14 protein-coding genes and 1 CRISPR repeat array are annotated in these 13028 nt (G+C 59.2%); of the genes, 11 read left to right on the top strand and 3 right to left on the bottom strand.

Annotation, left to right across the window (positions count from 1 at the left end; translation table 11 throughout):
* Window positions 1-58: 58 nt before the first annotated feature.
* A CRISPR array of direct repeats spans window positions 59-424; the repeat unit is 36 nt; unit sequence ATTGTAGCAGGTTCGATTTTAGAGGGTAGCTACAAC.
* A gap of 65 nt (window positions 425-489) precedes the next feature.
* Complete coding sequence (locus tag TH25_RS19410) at window positions 490-1110, bottom strand: S24 family peptidase (RefSeq protein WP_404969431.1); 621 nt, start codon at window positions 1108-1110, stop codon at window positions 490-492.
* 410 nt (window positions 1111-1520) lie between these two features.
* Here TH25_RS19410 and TH25_RS19405 point away from each other — a divergent pair, with 410 nt between their 5' ends.
* Both TH25_RS19405 and TH25_RS19400 read left to right on the top strand, forming a co-directional pair.
* Window positions 1521-1973, top strand: coding sequence for a hypothetical protein (locus TH25_RS19405; RefSeq protein ID WP_181847729.1), 453 nt, complete (start codon window positions 1521-1523; stop codon window positions 1971-1973).
* Complete coding sequence (locus tag TH25_RS19400) at window positions 1961-2620, top strand: hypothetical protein (RefSeq protein WP_114089946.1); 660 nt, start codon at window positions 1961-1963, stop codon at window positions 2618-2620. The genes TH25_RS19405 and TH25_RS19400 overlap by 13 nt, the downstream gene beginning before the upstream one ends.
* Before the next feature lie 32 nt (window positions 2621-2652).
* Here the strand turns inward: TH25_RS19400 and TH25_RS25115 are convergent, their stop codons facing one another.
* The gene (locus TH25_RS25115; protein WP_181847726.1) at window positions 2653-3180 is read right to left on the bottom strand and encodes a hypothetical protein; all 528 of its coding nucleotides are present in this window, start codon (window positions 3178-3180) and stop codon (window positions 2653-2655) included.
* Window positions 3181-3210: 30 nt separating this feature from the next.
* On the opposite strand from TH25_RS25115, the gene TH25_RS19390 reads away from it, so the two are divergent.
* From TH25_RS19390 to TH25_RS19380, 3 genes are read left to right on the top strand one after another with little or no spacing between them, the layout of a single operon-like run.
* Window positions 3211-4884 carry a portal protein gene (locus TH25_RS19390; protein ID WP_114089945.1) on the top strand — a complete coding sequence of 558 codons (1674 nt, stop codon included), beginning with the start codon at window positions 3211-3213 and terminating at the stop codon, window positions 4882-4884.
* A gap of 44 nt (window positions 4885-4928) precedes the next feature.
* The gene (locus tag TH25_RS19385) at window positions 4929-5393 is read left to right on the top strand and encodes a Bbp19 family protein (protein ID WP_147253054.1); all 465 of its coding nucleotides are present in this window, start codon (window positions 4929-4931) and stop codon (window positions 5391-5393) included.
* Between the two features lie 27 nt (window positions 5394-5420).
* Entirely contained in the window at window positions 5421-6173 is a 753-nt protein-coding gene (locus tag TH25_RS19380; RefSeq protein WP_114089943.1) for a capsid assembly protein, read from the top strand.
* A gap of 111 nt (window positions 6174-6284) precedes the next feature.
* Here the strand turns inward: TH25_RS19380 and TH25_RS19375 are convergent, their stop codons facing one another.
* Window positions 6285-7046: a hypothetical protein gene (locus TH25_RS19375; protein WP_147253053.1), complete on the bottom strand. Its 762-nt coding sequence runs from the start codon at window positions 7044-7046 to the stop codon at window positions 6285-6287.
* 216 nt (window positions 7047-7262) lie between these two features.
* On the opposite strand from TH25_RS19375, the gene TH25_RS19370 reads away from it, so the two are divergent.
* From TH25_RS19370 to TH25_RS19345, 6 genes are all read left to right on the top strand, one after another.
* Complete coding sequence (locus TH25_RS19370; RefSeq protein ID WP_114089954.1) at window positions 7263-8078, top strand: phage capsid protein; 816 nt, start codon at window positions 7263-7265, stop codon at window positions 8076-8078.
* A gap of 137 nt (window positions 8079-8215) precedes the next feature.
* Window positions 8216-8491 (top strand): hypothetical protein, encoded by a 276-nt coding sequence (locus TH25_RS19365; RefSeq protein ID WP_073953665.1) that lies wholly within the window; start codon window positions 8216-8218, stop codon window positions 8489-8491.
* A 118-nt stretch (window positions 8492-8609) separates the two neighbouring features.
* Window positions 8610-9191: a phage connector family protein gene (locus tag TH25_RS19360; protein ID WP_114089941.1), complete on the top strand. Its 582-nt coding sequence runs from the start codon at window positions 8610-8612 to the stop codon at window positions 9189-9191.
* The gene (locus TH25_RS19355) at window positions 9191-11101 is read left to right on the top strand and encodes a phage tail protein (protein ID WP_114089940.1); all 1911 of its coding nucleotides are present in this window, start codon (window positions 9191-9193) and stop codon (window positions 11099-11101) included. The genes TH25_RS19360 and TH25_RS19355 overlap by 1 nt, the downstream gene beginning before the upstream one ends.
* Window positions 11101-11541, top strand: coding sequence for a hypothetical protein (locus TH25_RS19350; RefSeq protein ID WP_114089939.1), 441 nt, complete (start codon window positions 11101-11103; stop codon window positions 11539-11541). Before TH25_RS19355 ends, TH25_RS19350 begins: the two co-directional genes overlap by 1 nt.
* Before the next feature lie 11 nt (window positions 11542-11552).
* Window positions 11553-13004, top strand: coding sequence for a hypothetical protein (locus TH25_RS19345; protein WP_114089938.1), 1452 nt, complete (start codon window positions 11553-11555; stop codon window positions 13002-13004).
* Window positions 13005-13028: the final 24 nt, after the last annotated feature.

Raw genomic sequence — 13028 nt, 5'->3', positions numbered from 1 at the left:
AGGTTCGATTTTAGAGGGTAGCTACAACTGCAGGACCGGCCAGTATTGCGACGCCTCGATTGTAGCAGGTTCGATTTTAGAGGGTAGCTACAACTGCAGGACCGGCCAGTATTGCGACGCCTCGATTGTAGCAGGTTCGATTTTAGAGGGTAGCTACAACGCGTTATACATGCTCATTTGATCGGCGATCATTGTAGCAGGTTCGATTTTAGAGGGTAGCTACAACTATCGGGTCGGTGTACGGTCACAGAAGTGTATTGTAGCAGGTTCGATTTTAGAGGGTAGCTACAACCCACCTGATTGCGATGTTTGCCCGCACCGAATTGTAGCAGGTTCGATTTTAGAGGGTAGCTACAACGCCAAGACAGTGTTTTGGTTGGAGCAAGAGATTGTAGCAGGTTCGATTTTAGAGGGTAGCTACAACTATCTTCGGCATCTTCAAACATCTTTTATTCATTGTAGCAGGTTCGATTTTAGAGGGGCAGGGATTTACTGGCTGCACCATAAAATCCGGGCGATCCAGTCGAGGTCTTTGGCTTCGATATAGCGGTCTTCGTAGTCCGGGTTGAGGGATTTAAGCTCGATCCCCATTGCGCCGCGCCGGACCAGTTCCTTGGCCATCACTTCGCCTTCGCGGGTTTTGACCACGACGCGGTCGCGCGGGCGGATGTTTGATGCCGGGGAAACGATGATGAGATCGCCATCGCGAAAAACCGGGGTCATCGAGTCGCCTGAAATGCGCAGGCCATAGGCGGTGGGGTCGTGCAGGGCGGGGAAGGTAATGTCCTCCCACGCGCCGCCAACGGGATAGCCCGCATCATCAAAAAAGCCGCGATTGCCCGCCTGGGCAAAGCCGATGACCGGTACGCGCCCGGCGGCATTGCCATCCATCAATTCGGAAAATTCCCGGAACGTCACATTCGCCGCCGAGAGCACCTTGGCGATGCTTTCGGTTGAGGGCCAGCGCGGTTTGCCCGCCGCCGTATTGCGTTTGGAGCGGTTGAATGTGGTCGGGTCAAGCTGGGCCAGCCGGGCCAGGCCGGAGGGCGAAAGGCCCTTGTCCCCGGCTATTTTGTCGAGGGCGGCCCAGATGAGGTCATGTTTGATCATGGTTTCAGTTTAACAGGGTTGGCATGCAACAGGACAGGGAATTTATTCCTTTCCTGACGGTGAGAACAAAATAGGAAAATAGTCCTTTACAAAGAGAACAAAAAGGGATTAAAAATCGAGTGTCAGCGGGAGAATTGCATCCGGGGATATGTATCTGGTGGTGCGAGATGAGGCCCGTGATGTGTGGTTCCTTTTTTATCACTGTTCATGTCCGGTTCTAACAGGACGCGGCACCAGAGGTGCGGTGACGCCCCGATTGCGTTTTTTGGCAAATTGACCGCCCTTGCGGGCAGGCGGATTTCAGCGTGCCGGGGGTTGACGGCAGGACAGTGGCAGCAAAGGGGCGGCGGATTGGCAGGGCTGGCCCTGCCTTCTGCCGGGAATGGTGAAAATCCTATCAGGAGGGCGAAATGACACAACAAAGACTTTTCCCCAAACCGCTGGGGCGCGGGGAAATGACCCTGTTTGCCAGTGCGGAGCAGGCGTGGTTCTGGTTTGTGCGCTGCCAGGCGGCACGGATAGAGGGCGCGCGGGTTGTGGCCGATGCGGGCGAGGTGACGCGCCCCTGTGACCCGGATGATATTTATAATGCGGTGACACGGTTATGGCGTGGCGGGGTGATTGGCCAGGCGCATTTGCAGGTGCTGGAATATTACGGGGTGGTCGAAAGGCTGCCGGACCACCGGGTGGAAGCCGAAAGCCGCAAGGCCGATTTGTGGCAGGAAGCGATGCTGGCCCTGCGCGATGTTTTGGTGCGGCGGGGCATTGTGGACCCGGACGGGGCAGGGGATCCCCCGGAATTTGATGATGCCGCGTCACAGAATTACGAGATGCAGGGGGATCTGTCGCCATGCGATTTGTAGGGCAGTGGACCGAGAGCGACGATAAAGCCGGGCGGGGTGTACCGGGTGCGCGTGGTGCCGGAACATGGCCGTTTTGCAAGGGTTTTGAGTGGCGCGCCATGCAGGCCATGCAGCCCATGCGGGGGATGGTGGATATTTGGGGCAGGGCGAATGGGGCACCTGATGTTCCCGAACCTTTGCAGGCCTTTGAAGCCAAACAAGCCAAGCAAACCACACAAATCATGCAAATCCGTCAAACCACACAGGCCGGGCAAACCGGGCGGCGGGTGCTGGTTGTGTTTGCCGATGCGCCGGATAAATGGTTGCTGCGGCTGTTGCCCAGGGCGTTTCGCCATTGTTTTGCCGTGCTGGAAACGGGCGAGGCCGGATGCTGGATTTATCTGAACCCGGCGAGCCATCGGCTGGAATGTGCGTTATGGCGGTTTTCGGATGTGTTTGACCCGGCGGCGTATTACCGGGCGCGCGGGCATTACTGCCTGTGGGTGACAGTGCCATCGGACAATCTGCCGCGCCTTCGGCTGGGGGTGGCAAGCTGTGTTGGGGTGATTAAACATGTGCTGGGGATTTCGGCGTGGTGGGTGGTGACACCGCGCGGGCTTTATCGCCATTTGGCAAACAGATCAAAAATTTGTCAAAAAAGTTCTTGATTTGTTCTTTATTATGGGTTATAAAACCTAAATCAACACCAGAAATGCGCCCGCTGCCGGAAACGGTGGCGGGTTTTTGCGTTGGGCTTGGGCTTGGGCTTGGGCTTGGGCTTGGGCTTGGGCTTGGGCTTGGGCTTGGGCTTGGGCTTGGGCTTGGGCTTGGGCTTGGGCTTGGGCTTGGGCTTGGGCTTGGGCTTGGGCTTGGGCTTGGGCTTGGGCTTGGGCTTGGGCTTGGGCTTGGGCTTGGGCTTGGGCTTGGGCTTGGGCTTGGGCTTGGGCTTGGGCTTGGGCTTGGGCTTGGGCTTGGGCTTGGGCTTGGGCTTGGGCTTGGGCTTGGGCTTGGGCTTGGGCTTGGGCTTGGGCTTGGGCTTGGGCTTGGGCTTGGGCTTGGGCTTGGGCTTGGGCTTGGGCTTGGGCTTGGGCTTGGGCTTGGGCTTGAGCTTGAGCTTGAGCTTGAGCTTGGGTTTGGGTTCGGGTTTTGGCTTGGTCTTGGAGTTCAGGAAGCAGGCGTTACGGTTTGTGGCTCTGGTTCTGGCTTCCGGGCGAAGGGTGACTGACAAACGGTAAACGGGCAGAAGGGGCGGGTTGCGATGACAGAACGGGCGGGAATGGAAAACATCAACCCTGCAACATTGCGCAAGCGGTTTCGGGCCGCCATGCAGCGGCGTGCGCATTGGCAGCGCCACTGGCAGGAATGTTATGAATTTGCCCTGCCCCAGCGCCAGGAAAACGGGGCGGGACCGGGAGGGGGGAGCGGTGGTTTTGGCGGTGGGGGGCCCGGCACCGCCAATATCGGCAAGAAGCAGTTTGACCGGGTGTTTGACGCCACCGCGCCCGATGCCGTGGAGCAACTGGCCGCCAGTTTGTTGGGCGAGGTAACGCCCCCCTCGGGCGGGTGGTTTGAAATGGTGCCGGGTGACGCGGTGCCCGATGGCGCGCAGCCTGATTTGGCCGGGAAACTTTCGCGGGTGGTGCGCATTGTGCAGGGGCATTTTGAGCGATCCAATTTTGCCGTGGAAATCCATCAGGCTTATCTGGACCTGGTGACGGTGGGCACGGCGTGCCTGCGCCTGGAAGAAGCGGAGGCGGATGCGCCGTCGCGGTTTCGCTTTGCCGCTGTGCCGGTGCGTGAACTGGCCTTTGAAGAGCGGGTGGATGGCAGGCTTGATGCCGTGTTTCGCCAGCTTTGGCTGGGAATTGATGACATTCTGGAAAAGTGGCCGGAGGCGAAAATTCCTGCCCGGTTGCGTGAAAATGACCACAGGGTTCTGGAAAAATATGCCGTGATCGAGGCGGTGCTGCCAGGGCGAAGCGGGCAGAGTGGATATGATTATGTGGTGTTTTTTGCCAGTGATCCGGCCGGTTTGGGCGAGGGCGGCACGCCAGACGAGGTCATTGCCAAAGGGCGGTTTGCCGTATCGCCCTATATCGCCTTTCGCTGGTTAAAGGCACCGGGCGAAATTTATGGGCGTTCGCCGGTGATGAAGGCCCTGCCCGATATTAAAACCGCCAACAAGGTGGTGGAGCTGGTGTTGAAAAATGCCTCCATTGCGGTGACGGGCATTTGGCAGGCCGATGATGACGGCATTTTGAACCCGGCAACGGTGCGGCTGGTGCCGGGTAGCATTATTCCCAAGGCGGTGGGGTCGGCGGGGTTAACACCGTTGGATGCACCGGGGCGATTTGATGTCTCCGACGTTGTTTTGGCCGATTTGCGCGAGCGTATTCGCCGCTGTTTGTTAACCGACCGTTTGGGCCAGGTCGATGCGCCGCGCATGACGGCGACCGAGGTTTTGGAACGTGCATCGGAAAATGCGCGCTTGCTGGCCGCGACCTATAGCCGCTTGCAGGCGGAGCTGATTTTTCCGCTGATGCGTCGTGCATTGCATGTGCTGGCGCGCAGTGGGGAGCTTCCCGACATTCCGCTGGATGGCAATGTGGTGTGTTTGCGCCACAGCGCACCCATGGCGCAGCTTGGCCGCAAGGCAGAGGCAGGGCAGGTGCTGGACTGGCTGGAACGATTGACCAAATTGGGACCGGAGGCGACGGGAAGTGTGGACATTGACCGCACGGTGCGCTGGCTTGCCGAGCGGTTTGGCGTGCCGCCCGATTTGTTGCAGCCTGCATTTGACCCTGTGGAACTGGCCGGAATGATGGCGGATTTGACCGGGCCGGATGCCGCCCAAAGCGCACCGCAACAGCAGGATGCGGGCCAGCCGGACACTACGCCCCTGTCATTGGGAATGCAGGCAAATGGCGGTTGATGCGCCGGAGCGTTGTGAAGGCGATGAAAAAAACGGGGGACTTAATGGCAAACAGCACGGAAACGGATGTTCTGAGGTGGGGGCAGGATAACGGGCAGGCACATGACGCCTATGACAGAACTGGGGGCAGGGCCAAAGGCGATAATGCGGCGGAAAATGGGGCTGGGTGGGACTGGTTTGAGGGGACTTCATTTTTCGACACGCGGAATGCCGGGGACAAAGGGGAGACTGGAACGGGTGCCGAAATGGGCGACGGAATGCGGGCAAGTGCGATGAGCCCGGAGCGACAGGCACGGGACAGGGCACGGCAGGATTTGGTGTGGCAACGGGTGCTGGGCGCGGCGGGGGGCGCGGATGGGGCGGAAATTTGTGCGCAACTCCGCGCCATGACGCTGGAACGCACGCTGGGGCCAAATGCCGGAATGGCTGCGATTTGGATGCTGGAGGGGCAACGCGCCCTGGTGTTGCAAATGCTGCGCCGGGCCAGTGTGGGGGCGCAGGGGCGTTAAGGGCCGGGCATAATGACAGGGAGTTTGATGATGACAAAAGCATATGACACCGGGCCGGCGCGTGTGGACGTAACGGGCGAGAGCCCGGCTGGCAATGTGATTGAAGCCACCGGCATGGCAGATGATGCGGTTGCCGAGGGGGCTGAAAAGGCAGCGCCGGACAGCGCGATGACAGAGATGACAGAGATGACAGAGGCACCGCAATGGGTGGTGCCAGGCGAGGATGGCAGTGCGGAAGACTGGCAGGCCTTTTACCGCGCCCTGGGCGTGCCGGAAAGTGCGGAAGGTTATGTGATTGAGGGCGCGGATGCGTTGGGGGGAGTTAACGCGCAGGTCAATGCCCGGCTGCATGAGGCGGGCTTTACCCCCCAACAGGCGCAACTGGTTTATGATTTGGCCGGGGAAATTTTAACACCGATGGCAGCGGAGCTTGCGAACGGGGCCAAAGCAGCCCTGATGCAGGCGCAACTGGCGGCGGAATTTGGCGGGGAAGATCAATGGGTGAAACTGGCCCCGCGCCTGGCACGCTGGGGGCAAAAGAACTTGCCCGATGCCTATCAGGCGATGGCACAAAGCCCCGACGGGGTAAGGGCCCTGTATAAGTTAATGCATGAAGCGGGCGAACCGGGCCTGGTGGCACCAGTGACGGGCAGTGCCCGGGAAGCCCCGGAGGTGGAAATAGACCGCCTGATGAATGACCCGCGTTACTGGCGGGATCGCAACCCGGTGATTGTGGCGCAGGTGCAGGCGGCCTTTGACCGCCTGCACCGCAATGAATGAGCCTGCACGGGTCAGATGCAGGCCCGGCCGTGATGGAGACGGCCTGAAAACCAGATATTGGCGCGCCCTGTTTAAAAGACGGGGGTTACGACAAGGTTAAAGGCAACGGTCTTAATTTGCCGGGTCAACCTGATAACGCCCGTCGGTTTTGTGAATTTCGGGCGGGATACGGGTGCGTTCAAAGGCGGCGTATACATCATACAGGCCCGGGGCCGGGCTGTTGCCGGTGGTATCCTGGCTTAGGGTGCCGCTGTCATCCATGGCATAGGGTTTTTCAAAAATATGTACCGGGACCGAGGGTTGACCGGCGCGCAAGGCGGCATCGACAAGAAGATAAATCTGCTCGATGTCGCTGTTTTTAAGGGCGATGCCAGGGCCATTCGCGCAGTTGCCATGCAGGCTGTAGGTGATGGTTGCCCTCGCAGGCGAGGGGGCATCGTCATCGGGCAGGGGGGTTAAGGTCAGTTCGACATTGTTGGGGCTGTTGGGGGAAAGATCCTCGCGCGAGATGGTGTAAGCGCCCGGTGGCGGTGTCTGGAAGGAGGCATTGCCGGTTTCGGCATCTTTGCAGAAGGTCGCATCCTGGATTTCGCTGTAGCGATGATCGCCGCGCAACCAGACCTCGATTTCATGGTCGGCGGTGAAGGCGCGCAGATAAACCGGGGCTCCGACGGCGATGTTGGCATCCTTCAGGCGTTTTTCCATATCGGGCAGAACACGGCTGCGGATGCGGTCGGCCCCAAAGCCGGTAAGGGCGGAAACACGTGCCGTGAAGGCATCGACATAACCGGGAATGGGGGTGTAGGGCAGGGCGAAATAACCTGCCGCCCCCAAAGCGACAACAGTGAAAATTGCGTAAGTACGTGCGCGCACCTGGAAGGCTCCGACGGGTTGACGTTGGTGTGAATCGGGGTCGTCCGGCGACCATGAAACAGCCGATTTTTCTGGCCCCCAGGCCAGAATCCGGAAGGAGAAATCAAACATCAAAGCATGACCAGAAAATGACACTTAACGCAGGAATTAAGGCGTTTGCTGCCTTGTTTGCTGTGCCAGGTGGCGTGTGGGCGTTTTTTGCAAAAAGGGGATGAAATGAGTATTTCGATTGATAAAAGCTTTATCGAGCATTTTCAGGCCGATGTGCATCAGGCTTATCAGCGCATGGGCTCGAAACTGCGCAATACGGTGCGGGTGAAAAACGGGGTGAAGGGCGCAACCACCACCTTTCAGCGGGTGGGCAAGGGGGTTGCCAGCACAAAGGCCCGGCATGGCTATGTGCCGGTGATGAATATGTCCCATGACCCGGTACGCTGCGATTTGCAGGATTATTATGCCGGGGACTGGGTGGATGCGCTAGACGAGCTTAAGGTCAACCATGATGAAAAAATGGTTCTGGCCAATGCCGGGGCCTATGCGCTGGGCCGCAAGACCGATGATTTGATTATCGCGGCGATGGGCACAACAACGACCAAAATCGCCCATAATGACAGCGGGCTGGTGCTGGAAAAGGTTTTGCAGGCATTTGAAAAGCTGGGCACCAACGATGTGCCCGATGACGGGCAGCGTTATGCCATTGTTGGCTGGAAACAGTGGTCGGAGCTTTTGACGATCCGGGAATTTGCCTCGTCCGATTATGTGGGCAATGACGATTTGCCGTGGAAGGGCACACAGGCCAAACGCTGGCTGGGGACATTGTGGATGCCCCATTCCGGCCTGCCCAAGGTGGAGGGGGGACGGGCCTGTTTCTGGTATCACCGCACGGCGATTGGTCATGGGGTGGGGGCGGATGTGCAGACCGACATTACCTGGCATGGCGACCGGGCCGCGCATTTTATCAGCAATTCCATGAGCCAGGGTGCCACCCTGATTGACGATGCCGGGGTGGTGCGCCTGCTGGCAAAAGAATAGGTGCGAGCGGCGACACAGGCGGATTTATGGCAGGCAGGGGACGGTCGCGACGGGATGTTGCGGCCTTTTTTGTGCCTGCCATGTCCCCGGCGGGTGGCCGGGTTGGATGATTTTCGCAAAATTCAGGAGCAGCAAAAATGGCAGAAGGTTTCAAGGCCCGGAATTTGAGTGTTCTGGCCTATGCCAACGGATTTACCCTGTGGCATTACATTACCCCGGATGTGGCAACCGATGTGGACACAGCAAATTATTTTGCCGGGGCACGTGACATGCTGCGCCCCGGCGACATCATGTTTGCCAATACCAACCGCGATGGCGGGGTTTCGGGCGGGATGTTTCTGGTGGTGCAGGCCGATGCCAACGGGGTGGATGTGCGCGACATGACGGCGATTGGCACGACCAATACCGATTGACGGGCGGGGTGATGGTCCTGGTCCGGGGCGGGGCAGGTTAGGAAATTGCGGGAATAAGGCGAATGTGGCCCGGCTCATCGTGAGTCGGGCCATTGTTTTGGGGGAAGGAAGGGGAAATATGGCGCTCAGCGATGTGGCATTATGTGCGCGGGCACTGGTGATGATTGGCGTGAACCCGATTGCCTCCTTTGCCGAAGAAACGGTGGAGGCGGAGGTGGCGGGCATGCTCTACCCGGCCCTGCGTGACGGGATGCTGGCGGCTTATCCGTGGCGGTTTGCCGCGCGTGGCATGTGGTTGCCGCGCCGGGGACGGGACGATGATGCAGCAGAAACCCCGCCCGACGGATTGCAGGAATTTGCCCTGCCGGGCGATTTTATCCGGCTGTTGGCATTAGAGACCGAAGGCAGTGCCCTGCCGGAATTTGAGTTGCGCAAGGGTGTTGTCGCCTGTGCGGGCAGGCGGGCCTATTTGCGCTATGTCGGCCGGATGGCAGAGGCATCGTTCCCCGTTTGGTTTGACATGGCCCTGATTGCCCGCCTGGCAGCGGAATTTTGCCTGCCCTTAACCGAAAGTACCAGCCGGGCGGAATATTTGCACAAGCGGGCGGATGATTTGTTTCACCAGGCGCGCCTGGCCGATGCCCAGCAATCAACACCGCGCCGGATAGAGGATTTTCCCCTGTTGGAGGCGCGGGGATAATGGCACGCAGCATTTTGGAAAAAACGACCTTCAGTGCCGGGGAACTGGCACCGGAATTGTGGGGGCGCGGCGATATTGCCGCCTATCGCAACGGGGCGGCAAAATTGCGCAATGTGTTTGTGCAGCCATCGGGCGGGGTATGCCGCAGGCCCGGCGTGCGGTTGATTGATGCGGTTTCGGGGCCGGTAAGGCTGGTGCCGTTTGAATTTAACGTTGATCAGCCGTTTCTGGTGGTGTTCTGGCATTTGCGGGCCACGGTTTATGCCGGTGATGTGGTGGTGCAGGAACTGACCACACCGTTTGAGGCCAAGCATTTACCGCAAATAAGCTGGACGCAAAGTGCGGATACGTTGCTGGTGGTGCACCCGGATGTAACGCCGATCCGCATTGTACCAAAGGCGGATGATGACTGGCTGGTGACAAGCTGGGTTTGGGGGGAAACCAATGTCAGCCGCCAGCAACCCTATTACAAATTTGCCGAACCTTATGTGTCGATAAAACCATCGGGCAGCAGCGGGACCATATCGCTGGTGGCAAGCGAGGATGTGTTTGTGGTGGGGCATGTGGGCCTGCAATGGCGCATTCGCGGGGTGGAAGGCAAAATTGACAGTGTGAGTGATGGCAAACACGCCAAAATGACCTTGCGTGCCAACCTGCCCGATGCCGGGGAAACGCAGGATTTTGCTGAACCGGCCTTTTCGGCGGCGCGGGGCTGGCCGCGCAGTGTGACATTTCATCAGGACCGGATGGTGATTGGCGGATCGCGTGATTTGCCCAACCGGTTGTGGCTGTCGCATTCGGGGGATTTGTTCAATTTCGAGCTGGGCGAAGGGCTGGATGACGAGGCGATTGAATTTGCCCTGTTGGCGGATCAGGTCAGTGCGATTTCGGCGGTCTTTTCGGGCCGGGACTTGCAGGTTTTTACCAGTGGCGCGGAATGGATGGTGAGTGGAACACCGCTTACCCCGCAAAATATTCAGGTCACACGGCAAACCCGCATTGGTAGTGCAGCAGATCGCAATGTGCCGCCTGCCAATATTGATGGCGCAACGGTATTTGCCGCACGTAACGGCCGGGAGATGCGCGAATTTTTATTTACCGATCTGGAACAGGCTTATGGGTCGGCAGATCTGGCGTTGCTGTCGGGGCATTTGATCCATTCACCTGTTGATCAGGCCTATGATGCCAACCGGCGGCTTTTGCATGTGGTGATGGGCGATGGCAGCCTTGCCACCCTGACCCTTTATCGTGGCGAGGGAATAACCGCCTGGAGCGCACAGGAAACAGATGGCAATTTTCGCAATGTCGCGGTGAGTGGCGGGGATGTTTACCTGGCGATTGAACGCGACGGAAGGTTTTTTCTGGGCCGGTTTGACGATGATACTGGTTTTGACCTGGCGATTACCGGTGACGCCGGGGATAGCACACCACAGGAACGCTGGGGCCAGTTTGGTTTGTTGGATGGCCTGAATGTTGCGGTGTGGGCCGATGGGCAGCTTTACCGCGATATTGCCGTGGAGGGCGGGAATATTGCGCTGGATCGCCCGGCGACATCGATTGTTGCCGGGCTGCCCTTTACCCACGAAATTGCCGCCCTGCCGCCGGTGGGGGGAGATGGATCGCGCCCCTATGGCGGGGCGTGTTTGCGCCTGATCAGTGCGACCTTCCGGTTGCATGACAGTGCGGGGCTGGCGGTGGATGTGGGACGCGGAATGCGCGCCATTCCCCTGCGCAAACCGGCAGCGGGCCGGGTGCTGGATCAGGCGGCGGGATTGTTTCGGGGCGATATTACGGTGCGGGCAATGGGGTGGAAACGCGGCGGGCAGGATGGCCTTTGGCGCATTAAAGGCGATGGGCCGGGGCCGTTTGTGTTGCTGGGCGTTAGCAGTGAAGTGGGGGTGAATGACTGATGGGTGGATTTTCAAACTGGGCCCCGGTGATTGCAGGCGCGGTGCAGACCGGCGCTGAAATTGCGAATAGCCGGGATCAAAGCCGCAAAGCCGCAAAGCAGATTAATGCCGAGCGCGAAAGCCAGCAACAGGCGCTGGCGGCGGAAAAGGCGGCGGATGATGCCAAACGCGCCCGGCAATTGCGTGCCCAACAGGCCAGTTTGCGGGCACGCCAGGGGGCATCGGGGATTGCAGCCGGGGCGGTTGGGTCGGCCGAGGCGGTGTTAAGCGGCGCGGCGCGCAATTTGCTGGATGTGCAGGATGCCGCCAATGGTGCCTATGCAAGGCAAAGCAGCGTGATTAACCGGAATGCGCACTATCGGCGGCAAAGCCTGCTTGATACCTCGCGCTATAACACGCTGTCGCAAATTTCATCGTGGTTTGCACGCCGCGATAATTAGGGAGGCCGGGAATGGGGGCGATTTTTACCGAGGGCCGGGTTGCCAGTGTACGCTTTGCCGGGGATGGCGAAACCCGCGAATTTCCGTTTGAATTTGCGGTCTTTGCGCCGGACGATGTGACGGTATATGTGAATGGCGCGGTGATGAGCGAAAATATCGACATCGCGTTGGACAAGACCCGGGAACACAGCAGCGGTGATGCCGGGCAGGCCATCAAGGCAGCCACAGGCGGAAAGGTTACATTTGCCATAGCACCCGATGACGGCGCGGATATTGTGATTTCCCGCCGGTTGGGGTTGCGGCGGTTAAGCCACTATGACAGCGGCAGCAGCCTGCGGGCCGATGTGTTAAATGCCGATTTTGATTATGTGCTGGCCGCGCTGGGCGATGTGGAGGCCGGATTTGCCAGCACCTTGCGCCTGCCCGAAGGCGGATTAAACGGGGCGGGCGAGGTGGTTTTGGCGCAATTGCCCCAACCGCGCGCCAACCACGCCATTATGTGGGATGCAACGGCACGACAACTGGTCAATGGGCCGGATAGTGCCGCCATTAATGGGGCGGCAGCCGCAAGTGCGACGGCGCAAAATGCCGCCACCCGGGCCGATAGCGCGGCGGAACTGGCGCGCCAGTCCCTTGCCGGGTTTGTCAACCAGAGTGCAACGGCGTTATTGCAGCTTGATTGCCGGGGGCGGCAGGCGCTGGCCTATCAGGATGAAAGGCGCACGCCGATGATTGATGCGCCGGGCAACCGGATGCTGGATGTGGGGCAAAGCGGGGCGGTGGTGCGGGTTTCCAATGGCGGGCAGATTACCCTGCCGGCCTGTGCACCGGCGCGCAATGGCGTGACGTTTCGCATTTTCAATGGTGACGGCACGGCAACCGATATTGCGGCGGCCACGGGGGATGTGTTGCATCCGATAGATGGTGGCAATGATGTTGGCGTATTGGCCCTGCCATTGCGTGGCGATGCGGTGGATGTGTTTTGTGATGGCACACGCTGGCAGGTGCTGGTGGTGCGCAGTGGCGGGCCGTTGGTGAAAATGCTGCGCACCCAGAAACAGGCGATCCCGGCGGGCGGCGAATTTGTCGTGGAATGGGACAGCATCATTGAAGACAGCCACGGGCTTTATGATGCCGGAACCGATGGCATCCATGATGTGCCACCGGGATTTTATCATTTTGACATAGGCATTTGCATGGAATTGGCGGACCAGTCCGTACAGGGCATGTTATTTGTTGAACGTTTGGGGGCGGGCGGCTGGAACATGCACCTGCAAGGGGTGGATACCCTGCCCAATGGGGCGGATGGCCGCAAGATTTTACGCTGTAGCGGCATCGCACGTGCCGGGATTGGCACCGATAATGCCTTTCGGGTGCGAGTGGCGCATGGGGCCACCGATACACGCCATATTGTGGCAACCAGCCTGGCAAGCTGGTTTCATGCGGTGCGATTAAGCGCCTAGCGGCCCGTGATTTTTGATTATGAC

The organism is Thalassospira profundimaris, from assembly GCF_003326755.1.
Lineage (GTDB): Bacteria > Pseudomonadota > Alphaproteobacteria > Rhodospirillales > Thalassospiraceae > Thalassospira > Thalassospira profundimaris_B.
Note: the sequence above shows the minus strand (reverse complement) of the source record. Positions and strands in the feature narration are given on the sequence as shown.